The 18,902-nt window shown below is 65.6% G+C and carries 16 protein-coding genes; 10 read left to right on the top strand and 6 right to left on the bottom strand.

The window, feature by feature from the left end; all coding sequences use genetic code 11:
- The first annotated feature begins 18 nt into the window (after window positions 1-18).
- The 4 genes from JOD97_RS25230 to JOD97_RS25215 all read left to right on the top strand — a co-directional run bounded on the left by JOD97_RS25230 (window position 19) and on the right by JOD97_RS25215 (window position 5,613).
- Window positions 19-2,406, top strand: a complete 2,388-nt coding sequence (locus JOD97_RS25230) for an aldehyde dehydrogenase family protein (RefSeq protein ID WP_373999936.1) — start codon at window positions 19-21, stop codon at window positions 2,404-2,406.
- Window positions 2,407-2,639: 233 nt separating this feature from the next.
- Window positions 2,640-3,962, top strand: a complete 1,323-nt coding sequence (deoA, locus tag JOD97_RS25225) for a thymidine phosphorylase (RefSeq protein WP_209724717.1) — start codon at window positions 2,640-2,642, stop codon at window positions 3,960-3,962.
- A gap of 12 nt (window positions 3,963-3,974) precedes the next feature.
- The gene (locus tag JOD97_RS25220) at window positions 3,975-4,382 is read left to right on the top strand and encodes a cytidine deaminase (RefSeq protein WP_209724715.1); all 408 of its coding nucleotides are present in this window, start codon (window positions 3,975-3,977) and stop codon (window positions 4,380-4,382) included.
- A gap of 4 nt (window positions 4,383-4,386) precedes the next feature.
- The gene (locus tag JOD97_RS25215) at window positions 4,387-5,613 is read left to right on the top strand and encodes a nucleoside deaminase (protein ID WP_209724713.1); all 1,227 of its coding nucleotides are present in this window, start codon (window positions 4,387-4,389) and stop codon (window positions 5,611-5,613) included.
- A gap of 20 nt (window positions 5,614-5,633) precedes the next feature.
- On the opposite strand, the gene JOD97_RS25210 is transcribed toward JOD97_RS25215, so the two are convergent.
- The 4 genes from JOD97_RS25210 to JOD97_RS25195 all read right to left on the bottom strand — a co-directional run bounded on the left by JOD97_RS25210 (window position 5,634) and on the right by JOD97_RS25195 (window position 8,189).
- Window positions 5,634-6,059: a VOC family protein gene (locus tag JOD97_RS25210; protein WP_209724711.1), complete on the bottom strand. Its 426-nt coding sequence runs from the start codon at window positions 6,057-6,059 to the stop codon at window positions 5,634-5,636.
- 131 nt (window positions 6,060-6,190) lie between these two features.
- Window positions 6,191-6,997 (bottom strand): LytTR family DNA-binding domain-containing protein, encoded by an 807-nt coding sequence (locus tag JOD97_RS25205; RefSeq protein ID WP_209724709.1) that lies wholly within the window; start codon window positions 6,995-6,997, stop codon window positions 6,191-6,193.
- Window positions 6,997-7,926, bottom strand: a complete 930-nt coding sequence (locus JOD97_RS25200) for a sensor histidine kinase (RefSeq protein WP_209724707.1) — start codon at window positions 7,924-7,926, stop codon at window positions 6,997-6,999. Before JOD97_RS25200 ends, JOD97_RS25205 begins: the two co-directional genes overlap by 1 nt.
- On the bottom strand, window positions 7,923-8,189 hold the full coding sequence (locus tag JOD97_RS25195; protein WP_209724705.1) for a hypothetical protein: 267 nt from the start codon (window positions 8,187-8,189) through the stop codon (window positions 7,923-7,925). The genes JOD97_RS25200 and JOD97_RS25195 overlap by 4 nt, the downstream gene beginning before the upstream one ends.
- A gap of 339 nt (window positions 8,190-8,528) precedes the next feature.
- Here JOD97_RS25195 and JOD97_RS25190 point away from each other — a divergent pair, with 339 nt between their 5' ends.
- Window positions 8,529-9,602: a choice-of-anchor A family protein gene (locus JOD97_RS25190; RefSeq protein WP_209724703.1), complete on the top strand. Its 1,074-nt coding sequence runs from the start codon at window positions 8,529-8,531 to the stop codon at window positions 9,600-9,602.
- Between the two features lie 91 nt (window positions 9,603-9,693).
- Here the strand turns inward: JOD97_RS25190 and JOD97_RS25185 are convergent, their stop codons facing one another.
- Complete coding sequence (locus tag JOD97_RS25185; RefSeq protein WP_209724702.1) at window positions 9,694-10,371, bottom strand: TetR/AcrR family transcriptional regulator; 678 nt, start codon at window positions 10,369-10,371, stop codon at window positions 9,694-9,696.
- Window positions 10,353-11,828: a PLP-dependent aminotransferase family protein gene (locus JOD97_RS25180; RefSeq protein WP_209724700.1), complete on the bottom strand. Its 1,476-nt coding sequence runs from the start codon at window positions 11,826-11,828 to the stop codon at window positions 10,353-10,355. The genes JOD97_RS25185 and JOD97_RS25180 overlap by 19 nt, the downstream gene beginning before the upstream one ends.
- A gap of 187 nt (window positions 11,829-12,015) precedes the next feature.
- Here JOD97_RS25180 and JOD97_RS25175 point away from each other — a divergent pair, with 187 nt between their 5' ends.
- From JOD97_RS25175 to preA, 5 genes are all read left to right on the top strand, one after another.
- Window positions 12,016-13,332, top strand: a complete 1,317-nt coding sequence (locus tag JOD97_RS25175) for an aspartate aminotransferase family protein (RefSeq protein ID WP_209724698.1) — start codon at window positions 12,016-12,018, stop codon at window positions 13,330-13,332.
- Between the two features lie 101 nt (window positions 13,333-13,433).
- Window positions 13,434-14,549, top strand: coding sequence for an alanine dehydrogenase (gene ald / locus JOD97_RS25170; protein ID WP_209724696.1), 1,116 nt, complete (start codon window positions 13,434-13,436; stop codon window positions 14,547-14,549).
- A gap of 23 nt (window positions 14,550-14,572) precedes the next feature.
- The gene (locus JOD97_RS25165) at window positions 14,573-16,075 is read left to right on the top strand and encodes a CoA-acylating methylmalonate-semialdehyde dehydrogenase (protein ID WP_209724695.1); all 1,503 of its coding nucleotides are present in this window, start codon (window positions 14,573-14,575) and stop codon (window positions 16,073-16,075) included.
- A 38-nt stretch (window positions 16,076-16,113) separates the two neighbouring features.
- Window positions 16,114-17,499, top strand: a complete 1,386-nt coding sequence (locus JOD97_RS25160) for an NAD(P)-dependent oxidoreductase (protein WP_209724693.1) — start codon at window positions 16,114-16,116, stop codon at window positions 17,497-17,499.
- Entirely contained in the window at window positions 17,499-18,791 is a 1,293-nt protein-coding gene (gene preA / locus JOD97_RS25155; RefSeq protein WP_209724691.1) for an NAD-dependent dihydropyrimidine dehydrogenase subunit PreA, read from the top strand. The genes JOD97_RS25160 and preA overlap by 1 nt, the downstream gene beginning before the upstream one ends.
- Window positions 18,792-18,902 lie beyond the last annotated feature (111 nt).

Below are 18,902 nucleotides of genomic sequence, written 5' to 3'. Positions count from 1 at the left end.
ACGGACACGGATCACGTCATGCCATCAATCAAAGAGATACTGAATACTATGGAATACGGCCCAGCACCCGAAAGCCAAAAAGAAGCGCAAGCGTGGCTGGAACAGCATGGCCGCACCTTCGGCCTGTTCATCGACAACGCGTGGAGCGAGCCGGGCGAACTGTTCGCGTCGACCAATCCGGCCGATGCCGGCAAGCTGGCCGACCTGACGCAGGCCACCGGCGCCGACGTCGACCGCGCGGTCGAAGCGGCGCGCCGCGCGCAGCCGGGCTGGCAGGCCCTGGGTGGCCACGGCCGCGCCAAGGTCATGTACTCGCTGGCGCGCCTGCTGCAAAAGCACGCGCGCCTGTTCGCGGTGCTCGAGACGCTGGACAACGGCAAGACCATCCGCGAAACGCGCGACGTCGATCTGCCGCTGGCCGCGCGCCACTTCTACTATCACGCCGGCTGGGCGCAACTGCAGGCCGAGGAATTCGCCGACTACCGCGCCGTGGGCGTGGTGGGCCAGATCGTGCCGTGGAATTTCCCGCTGCTGATGCTGTCGTGGAAAATCGCGCCGGCCATGGCCGCCGGTAACACCATCGTCTTCAAGCCGGCCGAATTCACGTCGCTGACGGCGATGCTGTTCGCCGAGATCTGCGTGCAGGCCGGCGTGCCGGCCGGTGTGGTCAACATCGTCACCGGCGACGGCCGTGTCGGCGAGGCGATCGTCAACCACGCGGGCATCGACAAGATCGCGTTCACCGGTTCGACCGAGGTCGGTCGCCTGATCCGCGTGGCCACCGCCGGCAGCGGCAAGAAGCTGTCGCTGGAGTTGGGCGGCAAGTCGCCGTTCATCGTCTTCGACGACGCCGATCTGGATGGCGCGGTCGAAGGCCTGGTCGATTCGATCTGGTTCAACCAGGGCCAGGTTTGCTGCGCCGGTTCGCGCCTGCTGGTGCAGGAATCGGTGCAGGAAAAATTCCTAGCCAAGCTGCGCGCCCGCATGGACAAGCTGACCCTCGGTTCGCCGCTGGACAAGTCGATCGACATCGGCGCGCTGGTCGATCCGGTGCAGCGGCAGCGTATCGCCGGCCTGGTGGAATCGGCCCGCGCCGAAGGTTGCGAGGTGTATCAGCCGCAGTGCGAAATCCCGGCCAACGGCTCGTGGTATCCGCCGACCCTGATCACCGGCGCGTCGACTTCCGCCGCCGTGGCGCAGGCCGAAATCTTCGGCCCGGTGCTGGTGGCGATGAGCTTCCGCACGCCGCCCGAAGCCGTGCAGCTGGCGAACAACACCGTCTACGGCCTGGCCGCCTGCGTGTGGACCGAGAATATCTCGCTGGCGCTGGACGTCGCGCCGCAGATCAAGGCCGGCGTGGTGTGGATTAACACCGCCAACCAGTTCGATGCCGCTTGCGGCTTTGGCGGTTACCGCGAATCGGGCTTCGGTCGCGAAGGCGGACGCGAGGGCATGTACGAGTACATGACCGCGCTGTCGGAGGACGCGCGTCCGGCCGCGCCGCTGATCGAGGCGAAGCCGAAGGCCAAGCAGGCCGCTCCAGCGGCCGGCGCCGGCGCATTCGCGATCGACCGCACCGCCAAGATGTACATCGGCGGCAAACAGGCGCGCCCCGATGGCGCCTACAGCCGTCCGGTGCACAGCGCCGATGGCGCCTTCATCGCCGAAGTGGGCGAGGGCGGCCGCAAGGACATCCGCAACGCGGTGGAAGCGGCGCACAAGGCCGGCGGCTGGGCGAAGGCGACTTCGCACAACCGCGCGCAGGTGCTGTACTACATCGCCGAGAACCTGGCGGCGCGCGGCGAGGAATTCGCCGCCCGCATCGCCGCGATGACCGGCACCAAGAACGCCGAGAAGGAAGTGCAGGCGTCGATCGAGCGTCTGTTCTATTACGCGGCATGGGCCGACAAGTACGACGGCCTGGCGCATCAGCCGCCCATGCATGGCGTGACCGTGGCGTTGAACGAGCCGGTTGGTGTGATCGGCATCGTGTGCCCGAACGAGGCGCCGCTGCTGGGCTTTATTTCGCTGGTGGCGCCGGCCATCGCGCTGGGTAACCGCGTGGTGGTGGTGCCGTCGGAAGCGCATCCGCTGTCGGCCACCGATTTGTATCAGGTGTTCGATACGTCGGATCTGCCGGGGGGCGTGGTCAATATCGTCACCGGCTCGGCCGATGAATTGGCGCGCACCTTGGCGACGCATTCGGATATCGACGCGGTGTGGCGCCATGACGGTTCGGCCGAGGGTTGCGCCGAGGTGGAGCGGCTGTCGGCCGGTTCGCTCAAGCGCACCTGGGTCGGCGGCGCGAAAGGGCGCGACTGGTATAGTACCGCCCAAAGCGGCGGCCGCGCGGTGCTGGCGCACGCCTCGCAAGTCAAGAATATCTGGATACCTTACGGCGTTTAACCGAGCCGCTGGCGGCGCGTGCATGGCGGATTACGCTTCGCTAATCCGCCCTACGTGGATCCGTGGATCCGTGGTTCCGTGGTTCCGTGGGGTCGCGGCATTTGCATATCGCCGTTTTACACGTAGGGCGGATTAGGCGGAACGCCGTAATCCGCCATTTTGTAAGCCGTCGACGGCGCATGCGTGGTGTGCGCCTTCCTTCTTAATACCCAATAATCAACGCGGAGAATCGCATGTTTTTACCTCAAGAGATCATACGCAAAAAGCGTGACGGCGGCGTACTTAGCGCCGAAGAGATCCAGTTCTTCGTCGGCGGCATCACCAGCAATCGCGTGACCGAAGGCCAGATCGCGGCGCTGGCCATGGCCGTGTTCTTTAACGATATGACCATGGACGAACGCGTCGCCTTCACTCTGGCCATGCGCGATTCCGGCGAAGTGCTGGACTGGCGCTCGCTCGACCTGCCCGGTCCCGTGGTCGACAAACATTCCACCGGCGGCGTCGGCGATGTCGTCTCGCTGCTGCTCGGCCCCATGATCGCGGCCTGCGGCGGCTTCGTGCCGATGATCTCCGGCCGTGGCCTGGGCCATACCGGCGGCACGCTCGACAAGTTCGATTCCATCCCCGGCTACACCACCGTGCCGGACAACACCCTGTTCCGCAAGGTCGTCAAGGAAGTCGGCGTGGCCATCATCGGCCAGACCTCGTCGCTGGCGCCGTCGGACAAGATCTTCTACGGCGTGCGCGATGTCACCGCCACCGTGGAATCGGTGGCGATGATCACCGGCTCGATCCTGTCGAAGAAGCTGTCGGCCGGCCTGGACGCGCTGGTCATGGACGTCAAGGCGGGTAGCGGCGCCTTCATGCCGACCTACGACAAGTCGGTCGAACTGGCCGACAGCATCGTCAAGGTCGGCAACGGCGCCGGCATGATGACCTCGGCCATCCTGACCGACATGAACGAATCGCTGGCGCCCTACGCCGGCAACGCGCTGGAAGTGCGCGGCGCGATGGATTACCTGACCGGCGTGTCCCGCCCGGCGCGCCTGCATGAGGTGACGATGGCGCTGTGCGCCGAGATGCTGGTGCTGGGTAAGCTGGCGCAAAACGAAACCGAGGCGCGCGCCAAGCTGCAGGCGTGCCTGGACAACGGTTCCGCCGCCGAGCGCTTCGCGCGCATGGTGGTGGCGCTGGGCGGCCCGGCCGACCTGATGGAAAATCCGGACAAGCATCTGGAAAAAGCGCCGATCGTGGTGCCGGTGCCGTCGTTGAAGTCCGGTTACGCGTCGACCACCGATTGCCGCGGCATCGGCCTGGCGGTGGTGAGCCTGGGCGGCGGCCGTCGCCGCGCCGCCGATCCGATCGACTTCGCCGTCGGCCTGACGGCACTGGCAGGCCTGGGCGACAAGATCGAAGCGGGCCAGCCGCTGGCGATGGTGCACGCGCGTACGCAGGAAGCGGCCGAGCAGGCCGTGCGCGAGATCCAGGCAGCCTACCAGATCGGCGACAGCGCGCCGGCGGCCAACCCGGTTGTCTACCGCACTATCCGTCCATAATCGGGGAACGTCATGAATAAAACGGAACTGATCGCCGAAGCCGCCGCCGCGCGGCTGAAAGCCTACACGCCTTATTCCAACTTCAAGGTCGGCGCGGCGCTGCTGACCAACGACGGCAAGGTTTTCCACGGCTGTAACGTGGAAAACGCCGCCTACGGTTTGTGCAACTGCGCCGAGCGCACCGCGTTCTTCAGCGCCTTCGCGCACGGCTACAAGCCCGGCGATTTCGACCAGTTGGTCGTCATCGGCGAGACCGACGGTCCGATCGCTCCATGCGGCGCCTGCCGCCAGGTGATCCTGGAGCTGGGCGGCGACGAGCTGCCCGTGCTGCTGACCAACCTCAAAGGCGATATCTTCGAGACCACGGCGGCGGCGCAACTGCCCAACGGCTTCGGCAGCGCAGACCTCAAGAAGAAGTAAGCACTTGGCCTTCAAGAAGACGATCGATGTGCAGGCGGCCGTGGCGATCGCGGCGGCCGAGGCGATCGCCGCCAAGACGCAGGGGACGTTCGGCGTCGGCGGCCTGATGCTCGACCAGCACGGCAACGTGCTGCAGTCGCTGCACAACAACGTCGTCAAGCAGGGTTTGGTGTTCGACCCCACCGCCCACGGCGAGCGCCAGTTGATCGACTGGTACTACGCCGAACGCGCCAAGGGCCGCGACCTGCCGCCGCCGCAGGACATCACCATCGTCACCTCGCTCGACCCGTGCTGCATGTGCGCGGGCGCGATCCTGGCGGGCGGTTTCAACGTGGTGGTGGCCGCGCCGGACCGCCAGGCCGGCATCAACCACGACACCGCCGCCGTCTTCCACGCGCTGCCGGAGGCGCTGCGCGCGCGGGCCGCGTCCACCTTCAGCTATCCGGCGATACTTGGTTCGTCGCTGTATGCGCGCGCTGCCTCCGGCGCCACGCCCAAGTCCTTCTTCATCGGCAAGACCATCGCCGAACCGACGCAGGCCTTGTGCGCGCTGGTGTTCGAGGCCACCTCCGACGAGGTGATGCGCTTGTTCCGCACCGATCCGCCACAGGAGCAATTGCGCGATCCCGCCACGCTGGCGCCCGGCCACGCCATCACGCGCGCCTTGAAGCAGGTCTATCCGGACGCGCTGGCGTATCGCTGCGCGCCGCATGCGCCGGACGCCGGCCTGGCGCCTTTCCTGCGGCAAGCGATGACGCGCGACCGCGAACATGGCGGCGCGGGCGACGCGGTCGCGCTGCTCGATTCGTTCGGCAATCTGCTGCTGTGCATGCCGGGCAGGCTGACGCAATCGGGCATCCGCAGCGCCTTCATGGAAACCACGCGCGCCTACGCGCAGCTGCGCTACAAGCTGATGGCGGGGGCCACGCCGGAACGGCAGGACGAGGTGCGCCGCCACCTTGGCCACCCGAAGGACGGCACCTTTGTTTTCGCCCGGGGGCCGGACGCCGGCGCGGCCAGCTTAATGGATCTCGGGGCCTATGGCTCGACGATGGAAGGGCCGCTGCCGGCCAACAATCCGGCGCAGTTGCAGTACGTCGCGCCGGCCATCGCGCAGGCGGAGCTGGCCGCCATCTGCGCCGCGCTGCCGCCGCTCTACAGCGACATCATCCGCATCGCGCCGACCCAGGTCGCCGACCGGGCGCTGATCGACGCCATCGCCCAGCCCTGAACGCGAGCGCGCGGCGGCGCTCAGCCCTGCGGATCGTAGGTGCCGATGCTCCACACGTGGCCTTCGGGGTCGCTGCATGTGAAGCCCCGGCCGCCGTAATCTTCATCCTTGATATCCAACAGGATTTTGGCGCCCGCTTCCAGCGCGCGGCCGTACACCAGATCGGCGTTGTTGACGACCAGGTAGGTGCTTTGGGTGACGAAGTGGCCGATTTCGGCGGGCTGCTTCACCAGCCGGCCGTATTCGGTGTCGAACACGGAGCCGAGCATGATCATGCTGCTGCCGAACGACAGCTGGGCGTGGGCGATGCTGCCGTCGTCGTTGGGGACGACCAGTTGCGGTTCGAAGCCGAAGGTGTCGCACAGCCATTCGATCGCGGCTGGCGCGTCGCGGTAGCGTATGCAGGGGACGACGGCGCACAAGGTAGGCTTGGGTATGCTGGACATTCTTTTCTCCCGGGTCTGTCAATGGAACAGATTCGATCGATTTTCCGCGCGGTCCGTTCGCCGTGCTGATGCGAACAGACCGGGAAAGGCCAGTATATCTTGATAGCGGTCAGGCGAAAATCAGAATTCACTCACATTTGCTGGAACAGGTGGGTGTTGCCCCGGCTGACCTCCAGCTGCTCGGTGAAATTGCGGATCTTGACCATCTGCCGGCCGCGCAGGTCGCGCGTGACGCCCTCGATGGCGTCCACGCGCACCAGGGTCGAGCGGTGGATGCGCCAGAACTCGTCCGGGTCGAGCTCGTCGGCCAGTTCCTTCAAGGTCTTGCGTATCAATACCTCCGCCTGCTCGGTCTGGACGCGGGTGTATTTTTCGTCGGCGCGGAAGAACAGCACTTCGCGCGTGCTGATCATGCGCAGGTTGGCGCCGATCTGCGCCTGTATCCAGCGCAGGTATGCCGGCTTGGCCGTGGCCGGCGATCCCGGCCCGCTTTGGGCCGAGAGCAGCATACTCAGTTGGCGTTCGATGTTGGACGGCTGGCGGCCGATCAGCGTTTGCAGCCGCGCGCAGGTGGTCTTGAGCCGTTCGCCGCCGGCCGGCTTGAGCAGGTAATCGAGCGCGCCCTGTTCGAACGCCTCGATCGCGTATTGGTCGTAGGCCGTCACGAACACCAGGTGGCAGCGGTTGAACAGCATGCGCGCCGCCTCGATGCCGGACAGTCCCGGCATGCGGATGTCGAGGAAGACGATGTCCGGCTGGTGCAGGCCCGCCAGCGCCACGGCCTCGATGCCGTTGGCCGCCTCGGCAACGATGTCGAGTCCCGGCCAGGCCTCGCGCAGGCGGCTGCGCAGTTGCTGGCGCATCGGTTCCTCGTCGTCGGCGATCAGCGCGGTGGCGCGGCGATCGCCGCCGGTTCCGGGGGATGGGTCCTGCCGCATTATTTGACACCTCCGGCGAAAATATCGGGTGCATACGGAACCCGGATGCTGGCGCGCGTGCCGCCCGTCAGCGGCGCCTCGATCACCAGCTGCGCGCGCTGGCCGTACAGGATGCGCAGGCGTTCGCGCACGTTCGCCAGCCCCACGCCGTCGCCGGCGTGGACGTTGAAGCCGATGCCGTCGTCGATGACGTCGACCTGCAGCATCTGGCCGTCGACGTTGGCGCGGATGTCGATGCGGCCGCCGTCGATCTTCGGTTCCAGGCCGTGCTTGATGGCGTTCTCGATCAGGATCTGCAGCATCATCACGGGGAAGGTGGCGCTGAGCATGTGGTCCGGCACATCGACCGAGACGGCCAGCCGCGCGCGCATGCGCGCCTGCATGATGGCCAGGTAGGCGCGCGACATCTCGATCTGCCGCCCCAGCGTGCCGGCGCCCTTGGCGCGCATCTGCGGCAGCGTGGCGCGCAGGTAGTCGATCAGGTTCTGATGGATGCGCGCCGCTTGCGGCGGGTCGGTCTCGATCAACTGGCCGATCAGCGCCAGGGTGTTGAACAAAAAATGCGGCTCGACCTGCGCCTGCAGCGCGGCCATGCGGGCCTCGACCAGCCGCCGCTCCAGGCCTTCCTCGTCGGCGTGGCTGGTGGCGTCGCGCGCCTCCAGTTCGGCCTTGCGCTTGCCGCCGGCCAGTACCTTCAGGCCCAGCGACAGCAGGATGAAGCCGGCCGTCTGCTTGGGCAGGCCGAACGGCGTCAGGCCGAGGATCAGCAGCAGCAGCCAGATGATGATCAGCTTGCGCCACTCGACCTGGGCCAGCCAGTCGAAGAAGCGCCACCACAGGCTGGCCGCCGTTTCGCCGATCTCGCGCACGATGTGGAGCAGGCTTTTGGCGTTGTCGTAGCCGGCCTTGGCCAGCCGCGTTTTTCTCATTGCAGGCGCTCCTTGCGGTGCCGGTGGCGGCGCCGCGCCAGCACGCAGCCGAGCACCGCGAGCTTGATCAGCATGAACGCGGCAAACAGCACGATCGCCATCGGCAGGATGGCCAGGATCAGCGCCAGCGCCAGCGCCGCGCCCAGCAGCGCGGACGGCGACATGGTGCCGATCAGGCGCGCGGCGCGGCGCAGCATGTGCGTGCAGGCGGCGAAAATCTCGTCGAGCAGGGCGGACAGGGATTGTTTGGTCGGGGTGCGCATGGCGTGTCTCCATCGGTGTGTTGCGGTGTAGACACTGTAGCAAAAGGGCGGCGGCGCCGGTGCGGATTGCGATCAACTGCGGTTTGAGCGGATTGGCCTGCGCTACCCGGGGATGAACGGCGGCGCGCCACGGCCGGGGGGCCGGAGGCGGCATAGTTTTGACCAACTGTTGCTAACCAAAATCAAACATGTCACATATGTCAACGTAAAATTGTTGTGAAAAATCAAAAATATATGTGTTATTGGCAATAAGTGATGGTATACTCCATGCAACTGAATTGATCTCTGGTAACCCGCGTGCCGCCGTGGCGGCATTTATTCTTACGATAAGGAAATTTAATGTCCCGTTATTTCGCACTGAGCGCGCTGGCCACCGCCGCCGCCATCCTCGCCGCTCCCGCCCAAGCCGGCTCGCTGAACCAGCAACAGATTTTTGATCAATTCAACGTCGTGACGCTGGGCGATATGAAATCGACGTCGCACGTCGACGGCCGCACCTACGTGACCGGCTCGATTCAGGGCAACGGCGCCGTGCTGGGCATGCACCCGAACGACATCAAGGCGTCCAACTACGCCGCCGTGACCGTCAAGGGCGTCAACGTCAAGTCCGGCCAGGCTGCGATGAGCGGCACCCAGGTGACCGACAAGGGCGCCGTGGTCTACGGTAACATCTTCAACTCGATCGTCAACAACGGCAGCAGCGCCATCTACGGCAACTCCGTCAACACCAGCTACAACGGCAACGGCAGCGTGTACATCCAGGGCAACACCAACGGCGGCAACGTCAATGTGAGCAAGCTGAACACCGTGCCGGCCGGCAGCGTCCAGGCCACCAACTCGACCGCCGCCACGTCGACCGACATGGGCAAGATCCTGACCGCCGTGTCGAACCAGATGAAGACCTACCAGTCGACCGGCAGCAAAGTCGTCATTGAAGCGGGCAAGGCCACCTTCAATGCCAAGGTCAACAACCTGGGCGTGGCCGTGTTCGACCTGACCGACATCGAAAGCACGCTGTTCAACCAGAACCTGGTGCACGAATTCGCCTTCAATTTCAACGGCGCCACCTCGGTCTACATGAACAGCGGTATCACCTCGGGCGTGATCAACGATAACTTCCTCGCTGGCAGCGCGATCGATGCCGGCAAGAAAGTGATCTGGAACTTCTACAACGCCACCGACCTGACCATCAACGCCCAGTTCGGCGGCTCGATCCTGGCCGTCAACTCCAACTTGATCAACAACGCCAACATCGAAGGCGGCGTCTACGTCAACAACCTGGATTCGCGCGCCGAGATCCACATCAACAACTTCGCCGGCGCCGTGCCGGAAGCGGAAACCTACGCGATGATGGTGGCCGGCCTGGGCCTGCTGGGCTTCATGGTGCGCCGCCGCAAGGGCGCCCAAGCGTAATTCGCCGCCTGCGGCACGCAAACGCCACCTTCGAGGTGGCGTTTTTTTTGCCCAGTCCTTTTGGTTGGTCGCCGCGCCGATGCCGGCGGGATCAGCCGGCGTTCAATGGCGCCGCCGGCACGCTGACCGCCGCCAGCACCATGTCGACGATGACCCGCTCGGCGTCGTCGAAGTCTTTTTTGGTCAGCTGCTTGCGGTTCAGCACCAGCGCCATCTGGGCCGAGAAGTCGGCGTACGACTGCGTCATCGCCCAGATCGCGAACAGCAGGTGGGTGGCGTTGACCGGCGCGATCTTGCCGGCGCTGATCCACTTTTCAAACACCTCGATATCCTTGCGCAGCAGCGGCACCACGCGGCTCTGGATCTGCGCGCCGTACAACTGCGCGCCGCTGATCACCTCCATCGCGTACACGCGCGACGCCCACGGCTGCTCGCGCGAGAACTTCAGCTTGGCCTGCACGTAGGTGCGCAGCACTTCGCGCGGGTCCTGGTCCTCGGCGGCCAGGTTCTCCATCCGTTCCAGCCATTCGTCCAGCACCTCGTCGAGCACGCGCTGATACAGCGACTGCTTGGTGGGGAAGTAGTACATCAGGTTCTGCTTCGACAGACCCGCGTTCTCCGCCACGGTGGCGATCGAGGTGCCCTCGTAGCCGCATTCGGCGAACACCCGCACCGCCTCGGCGGCGATTTCGGCTTCGAGCTTGTCGCGGTTCAGGACGCGCCGTTTGATCTTCGGCACCGGCGCTGCGGTCAGTTTGGCTGTCGACATATTCGTCTCAGGAAGGTCAGGAGTTGCGGATGGTCGGTGTAGGCGACGTTGAAGCGGAACCAGACCGTCTCCGGCCGGCGCAGCATGAAGAAATCGCACGGCGACAGCAGGATGCCCGACTTGAGCGCCTGGTCGGCGATGATCTGGCCATTCCAGTCGGCGCTCGGGGTCTGCGTCCACCCGGCGCTGACGAACATGCCGCCGCGCGGCTTGGCCAGCGGCGTCAGGCCGGCGCCGCGCAGGCTGTCGATGGTGCGCTCGCGGCCCGCCTCCAGTTGGGCGATCAATTTGTCGACCATGCGCTTGTAGGGCCGCGCGCTGATGGCGTGGTAGACGGCGCGCTCGTTGATCTCGGAGGTGGTCAGCCCGGCCAGCATCTTCACCCGCACCAGCTCCGGCAGCAGCGAGGACGAGGCGCAGATCGATCCGACCCGCAGCACCGGCGACAGCGTCTTGGAGAAACTGCCGACGCGGATCACCCGCCGCAGGCCGTCCATCGCCGCCAGCGACGCTTCGCCGCGCGGCGCCAGCTCGCGGTAGATGTCGTCCTCCACCAGCCAGAAGTCGAACTGCTCGGCCAGGCCGAGCAGGCGGTGGGCGTGGGCCGCGCTGAGCGAGGTGCCGAGCGGGTTTTGCAGCACCGTGTTGACGAACATGATCTTGGGCTGGGTGAGCGCGGCCTGCCTGGCCAGGGCGTCGAAGTCCAGTCCCTGGTCGCCGCGCGGGATGCCGACCGCGATGCAGCCGTGGTGGCGGATCAGCGACAGCAGATTGCTGTAGCCCGGGTCCTCGACGAAGACGGCGTCGCCCGGCTTGGTGAGCGTGCGCAGTATCAGATCGAAGGCGTGGGTGGCGCCGTGGGTGAGCAGGATCTGCTCCGGCTCCACCGGGAACAGGTGCTCGGACAGGCTGGCGGCGAGGTGCTGGCGCAGCGTCGGGAAGCCGAGCGGATGGCCGTAGCCGCGCAGCCGGGTGGCCGGGATGCGCATGGCGTGGCGCACGGCGTCGAGGATGGTGTCCTCGCCATACCACTCCGGCGGCAGCCAGCCGGCGCCCACCGCCAGCGCGTCCGACATGCCGGAGTACAGGTGGGCGGTGAGGGCGTCGATGGCGGTGGGCGTGGCCTCGCCGGCCATCGGCGCCAGCGCCGCCGGCACGTCCTGGCGCGCCACGAAGTAGCCGGAACCGCGGCGCGAGGACAGCAGCCCCAGGGTGACGAGGCGGTCGTAGGCTTCGACAACTGTAAAGGTGCTGACGCCATTACACTTGGCGAATTGCCGCACCGAAGGCATTTTGGTGCCGATGCGCAACTCCCGCGCGCCCACCATCGCGCTGATCGCCGAGACGATCTGGTCCACCAGGCCGCCCTTGCCGCCGCGCTCTATGGCGACGACGGGCCAGCCCGCCGCGGCGGGTGGGCAGTCCGGTTGATCGATCGCGGAATTCGCTGGTTCCATCCTTGACTCCAAAGGCAACGCAAAGCAAAACTGTACTGTTTTCGCCACCGATACGGTTGGACAGTTTTGATATTTGTGTATCTGTGCCATAGTTGTAGCGCTGTCTATTATTGCATCATCATTTTGCCAACTGGTAAATTTTTTTACGGTTCGTCAAAAAATCCGCTTGGCGTCACTGGAGATATGCATGAACGAAACACGACCGGAATCGATGGCGTCCTTCTGGATGCCGTTCACCAATAACCGCGACTACAAAACCAACCCGCGCCTGCTGGTGTCGGCCGAGGGCATGTACTACAAGGACGTCGACGGCAACGCCATCCTCGATGGCACGGCGGGCCTGTGGTGCGTCCCGTGCGGCCACGCGCAGCCGAAGATCGTCGCCGCCGTGCGCGAGATGGTCGGCCAGCTCGATTTCGCGCCGACCTTCCAGATGGGCCACCCGGCCGCCTTCGACCTGGCCGAAAAGCTGATGGACTACACCAACCACCGCTTCGGCCACGTCTTCTACACCAACTCCGGCTCGGAGGCGGTCGACACCGCGCTCAAGATCGCGCTGGCGTACCACAAGGCGCGCGGAGAGGCCGGCCGCACCCGCTTGATCGGCCGCGAGCGCGGTTACCACGGCGTCGGCTTCGGCGGCATCTCGGTCGGCGGCATCGCCGGCAACCGCAAGCCGTACGGCGTGATGCTGCCCGGCGTCGACCACCTGCCGCACACGCACAACCTGGAAAAGAACGCCTACACGCGCGGCGAGCCGGAATACGGCACCGAGCTGGCCGACGAACTGGAACGCATCGTCGCGCTGCACGACGCCTCGACCATCGCCGCCGTCATCGTCGAACCGGTGGCGGGATCGACCGGCGTGCTGATACCGCCCAAGGGCTACCTGAAGCGCCTGCGCGAGTTGTGCACCAAGCACGGCATCCTGCTGATCTTCGACGAGGTGATCACCGGCTTCGGGCGTTTGACCACGCCGTTCGCGGCGGACTACTTCGACGTCGAACCGGACATGATGACCACCGCCAAGGGCTTGACCAACGGCGTCATTCCGATGGGCGCGGTGTTCAGCAAACAGTACATCCACGACGCCTTCATGGACGCGCCGGCGGGCATCGAGCTTTTCCACGGCTACACCTATTCGGGCCACCCGGTGGCCTGCGCGGCGGCGCTGGCGACCCTGGAAGTGTTCAAGGAACAGAAGATCCTCGAGCACGCGGCCGGCATCGCCGAGTACTGGGCCGACGCCGTGCACTCGCTCAAGGGCCTGCCGCACGTGATCGACATCCGCACCATCGGCCTGATCGCCGGCATCGAGCTGGCGCCGATCGCGGGCAAACCTGGCGCGCGCGCGTTCACGGCCTTCAAGCAAGCCTTCGCCGACGGCATCCTGATACGCACGACGGGCGACACGATCGCCTTGTCGCCACCGCTGGTGCTGGAGAAAAAACACATCGATGAATTGTTCGGCAAGCTGACGACGGTACTGAAAAACCTGGAGTAACCACGGTGTAACCCGTTAAATGCGGGGTCGGACCCCTCGGGAACTCGGCGTCCCCGTCCGACCCCTGTCACGACGTGCGGGTTTAAATAGAGGAGACCATCATGCTGGTAGGCGTTCCAAAAGAAATCAAGAACCAGGAGTCCCGCGTTGGCCTTACCCCGGCCAGCGTGAAGGAGCTCGTACTGCGCGGCCACCAAGTCCTTGTACAAAAGGACGCGGGCGCCGCCATCGGCCTGAGCGACGCGATGTATGAAGGCGCCGGCGCCGAAATCGTCGACGACGCGGCGGAGATCTTCGCGCGCGCCGGCATGATCGTCAAAGTCAAGGAGCCGCAGCCGAACGAATGCGCGATGCTGCGCCAGGACCAGATCCTCTACACCTATCTGCACCTGGCCCCGGACGCGGATCAAACCAAGGCGCTGGTCGAATCGGGCGCGGTCTGCATCGCCTACGAAACCATCACCGGCGACAACGGCGGCCTGCCGCTGCTGGCGCCGATGAGCGAGGTGGCGGGGCGCATGGCCATCCAGGCCGGCGCCGCGCACCTGGAAAAATCCAAGGGCGGCATGGGCCTGCTGCTGGGCGGCGTGCCTGGCGTGGCGCCCGGTCACGTCGCCATCATCGGCGCCGGCGTGGTCGGCACCAACGCCCTGCAAATGGCGGTCGGCATCGGCGCGCGCGTGACGATCCTCGACAAGAACATCGACCGCCTGCGCCAGCTCGATCTGGTGTTCGGCAACCGCATCTCGACGATGTTCTCCAGCGCCCACTCGATCGAGCAGGCGGTGCTCGACGCCGACCTGGTCGTCGGCGGCGTGCTGGTGCCCGGCGCGGCCGCGCCCAAGCTGGTCACCCGCGCGATGATCTCGCGCATGAAGGCCGGCGCGGTGGTGGTGGACGTCGCCATCGACCAGGGCGGCTGCTTCGAGACCTCGCACGCCACCACGCACCAGGACCCGACCTATGTGGTCGACGGCGTGGTGCACTACTGCGTGGCCAACATGCCCGGCGCGGTGGCCCGCACCTCGACCTTCGCACTGAACAACGCGACCATCACCCATGCGCTGGCGCTGGCCGACAAAGGCTGGCAGAAGGCGCTTAAAGCCAATACCCATCTGAAGAACGGCCTGAATGTCTGCCGTGGCCACGTCACCTACGCGGCGGTGGCCAACGCGCTGGGCTACCCCTATGTAGACGCGGACAGCCTGCTGGGCTGACCACACACTGAAAGAAGAACGCAATGAGCAACCTTGACACCATCACCCATTTCATCAACGGCGCCAAAGCCGACACCCAAAGCGGCCGTTATGCGGACGTGTTCAATCCGGCGCTGGGCGAACCGGTGGCGCGCGTTGCGCTGGGCACCGTCGAGGAAGTCGATGCCGCCGTGCGCGCGGCGGAAGCGGCCTTCCCCGCATGGTCGGCGACGCCGCCGCTGACGCGCGCGCGGGTGCTGTTCAAGTATCTTCAGCTGTGCCAGCAGCACGTCGACGAATTCGCGGCGATGCTCACGCGCGAACATGGCAAGACCTTCGCCGACGCGCAGGGCGAGGTCGCGCGCGGCATCGAGATGGTGGAGTTCGCGGTCGGCATTCCGCAGATGCTGAAGGGCGAATTCACCGACCAGATCTCGCGCGGCATCGACGCCTGGTCGATGCGCCAGGCGCTGGGCGTGGTGGCCGGCATCACGCCGTTCAACTTCCCGGTGATGGTGCCGATGTGGATGTTCCCGGTCGCCATCGCCTGCGGTAACACCTTCGTGCTCAAGCCGTCCGAACGCGATCCGTCGCCGTCGCTACTGCACGCCAAGCTGCTGCAGGAGGCGGGTTTGCCGGACGGCGTGTTCAACGTGGTGCAGGGCGATAAAACCACGGTCGACGCGCTGCTCGACCATCCGGTGGTGCAGGCGCTGAGCTTTGTCGGCTCGACGCCGATCGCCGAATACATCTACGCGCGCGGCTGCGCGGCGGGCAAGCGCGTGCAGGCTTTGGGCGGCGCCAAGAACCACATGGTGGTGATGCCGGACGCCGACATGGAGATGACCGTCGACGCCTTGATGGGCGCCGCGTATGGTTCGGCGGGCGAGCGCTGCATGGCGATCTCCGTGGTGGTCGCCGTCGGCGACGCCGGCGATAAAATCGTCGACGCACTGGCGAAGCGCACGGCCGCACTGAAAGTGCGCGACGGCATGGCGCACGACGCCGAAATGGGACCGGTCGTTTCCAGCGCGGCCAAGCAGCGTATAGAGCGCTTGATCGGCGAGGGCGTGGAGCAGGGCGCCAAACTGGTGGTCGATGGCCGCAACCACAGCGTGCCCGGACGCGAGAACGGCTTCTTCATCGGCGGCACTTTGTTCGATCACGTCACGCCGGATATGACGATCTACAAGGAGGAGATTTTCGGCCCCGTGCTGTGCATGATGCGCTCTCCCGACGTGGGCAGCGCGGTGGAGCTGATCAACCGCAACGAGTACGGCAACGGCGTGGCGATCTACACGCGCGACGGCGGCGTGGCGCGCGAGTTCGTGCGCCAGATCCAGGTCGGCATGGTGGGCGTGAACGTGCCGCTGCCGGTGCCGATGGCCTTCAATAGTTTCGGCGGCTGGAAGCGCAGCCTGTTCGGCGATCACCACGCCTATGGTCCCGAAGGCGTGCGTTTCTACACGCGCCACAAGGCGGTCATGCAGCGCTGGCCGAACACCGCCAGCGCTGGCGCGGAATTTGCATTCCCTCAGATGAAGTAGTCGCCCCCAAAGTACCGAGCCAATTGCCAGGAAAAAGAATGATGATCGAATCCCTGAAATACATGCCGCACCCGAAGGAAGACAATGCGGCATTGGCGGAACACTTCACCGATCTCGCGCCGGCGCTGAACGCGCGCAAGGCCGCGATCGAAAGTTCGCGCTGCCTGTATTGCTACGACGCGCCGTGCACGCGCATCTGCCCGTCGGAGATCGACGTCGCCAGCTTCATTCGCAATATCCACGACGGCAACGTCAACGGCGCGGCCGTCGGTATCCTCAAGCAGAATATCCTGGGCGGTAGTTGCGCCCGCGTGTGTCCGACCGAGATCCTGTGCGAGGACGCCTGCGTGCGCAATCACGACGCCGAGGGCCAGCCGGTGAAAATCGGCCTGCTGCAGCGCTACGCCATCGACAACATGTCGCTCACCGAGCATCCATTCAAACGCTTCGCATCGACCGGCAAGAAGATCGCCGTCGTCGGCGCCGGCCCGGCGGGCCTGTCGTGCGCGCACCGGCTGGCGATGCTGGGCAACGACGTGGTGATCTACGAGGCGCGCGAGAAATCGGGCGGCCTCAATGAATACGGCATCGCCAAGTACAAGCTGACCGATAACTTCGCGCAGAAGGAGGTCGACTTCCTGCTGGCGATCGGCGGCATCGAGATCCGCCACGGCCAGACCCTGGGCGTCAATGTGCAGCTGAAGGATCTGCACGCGCAGTACGCCGCGGTGTTCCTCGGCCTGGGCCTGGGCGCCAGCAAGCAACTGGGGTTGACCGGCGAGGACGCGCCGGGCCTGCTGGCCGCCGTCGACTACATCGCCGCGCTGCGCCAGGCGGACGATTTGAGCCGGTTGCCGCTGCCTTCGCGCGCCATCGTCATCGGCGCCGGCAACACCGCCATCGACATGGCGGTGCAGATCCAGCGCCTCGGCGCCGAGGAGGTCACGCTGGTCTACCGGCGTGGCTTCGAGGGCATGAGCGCCACCGAACACGAACAGCACATCGCCAAGGAAAACCAGGTGCGCATGCGCACCTGGGCGCAGCCGCGGCAGGTGCTGCTGGACGAGGCGGGCCGCGTGCGCGGCATGCGCTTCGAGAAAACCGCCATGACCAACGGCCGCTTCGGCGGCACCGGCGAGACCTTCGAGATCGCCGCCGACGCCATCTTCAAGGCCATCGGCCAGGCCATGGACGAAACGAGCATCAGTGATCCACTGGCGAAAACGCTGAAACGCGACGGTGACAAAATCCACGTCGACGATCAGTTCCGCACGGTGCTGCCGCGCATCTACGCCGGCGGCGACTGTGTGGCGCCCGGACAGGACCTGACCGTGCAGGCGGTCCAGCATGGCAAGCTGGCGGCGCACGCGATACATCAAGATCTCCTCGCAACGAGCAACGCACCGAAAGTGGAGGCTGCATAATGGCTGACCTGAGCATAGAATTCTGCGGCATCAAGTCGATCAATCCTTTCTGGCTGGCGTCCGCGCCGCCGACCGACAAGGCCTACAACGTGGTGCGCGCCTTCGAAGCGGGATGGGGCGGGGTGGTGTGGAAAACGCTGGGCGAGGACCCGGCCGCCGTCAACGTGTCGTCGCGCTACTCGGCGCACTACGGCAAGAACCGCGAGGTCCTCGGCTTCAACAACATCGAACTGATCACCGACCGCTCGCTGGACATCAACCTGCGCGAGATCACGCAGGTGAAGAAAGACTGGCCTGACCGCGTGATCATCGTCTCGCTGATGCTGCCCTGCGAGGAGAAGCTGTGGGCCGACATCCTGCCGCTGGTGGAAGCCACCGGCGCCGACGGCATCGAACTCAATTTCGGCTGCCCGCACGGCATGCCGGAGCGCGGCATGGGCGCGGCGGTGGGCCAGGTGCCCGAGTACGTGGAAATGGTCACGCGCTGGTGCAAGACGCACAGCAAGCTGCCGGTGATCGTCAAGCTCACGCCCAACATCACCGACGTGCGGGCGCCGGCGCGCGCCGCCAAGGCCGGCGGCGCCGACGCGGTCTCGCTGATCAACACCATCAACTCGATCACGCACCTGGACCTGGACCAGATGGTGGCGTTCCCCATCGTCGGCGGCGCCAGCACGCACGGCGGCTACTGCGGTTCGGCGGTCAAGCCGATCGCGCTGAACATGGTCGCCGAGATCGCGCGCGACCCGGCCACCAAAGGCTTGCCGATCTCCGGCATCGGCGGCATCGGCAACTGGCGCGACGCCGCCGAATTCATGGCGCTCGGTTCCGGCTGCGTGCAGGTCTGCACGGCGGCCATGCTGCACGGCTTCCGCATCGTCGAGGAGATGAAGGACGGCCTGTCGCGCTGGATGGACGAGAAGGGCTACAAGAGCGTCGCCGAATTCGTCGGCAAGGCGGTGCCCAACACCACCGACTGGAAGTACCTGGACATGAACTATCAGGTCATCGCGCACATCAACCAGGACGACTGCATCAAGTGCGGGCGCTGTTACGTGGCCTGCGAGGACACCTCGCACCAGTCGATCGCGCAACTGATCGACGCCGCCGGCGTGCGCACCTATGAGGTGATCAAGGAGGAATGCGTCGGCTGCAACCTGTGCGAGATCACCTGCCCGGTGCAGGGCTGCATCACCATGGTGCCGCAGAACACCGGCAAGCCTTACATGAACTGGACCCAGGACCCGCGCAACCCGCGTGCGGAAAACGTGAAGGTGGAGGAGACGGCATGATTGAGCGGCGCAGTAACCCGAAGCCGAATGGGGTCGTACCCGTGGGGTACGACCCCGGCACGCCGCCGTGCGGGGTGAAAGCCGGCGTCAAGGTACGAAACTTGCAACGGT

Origin of the sequence: Duganella sp. 1411 (assembly GCF_017833525.1) — a bacterium.
In the GTDB taxonomy this organism is placed as follows: Bacteria; Pseudomonadota; Gammaproteobacteria; order Burkholderiales; family Burkholderiaceae_D; genus Rugamonas.
Note: the sequence above shows the minus strand (reverse complement) of the source record. Positions and strands in the feature narration are given on the sequence as shown.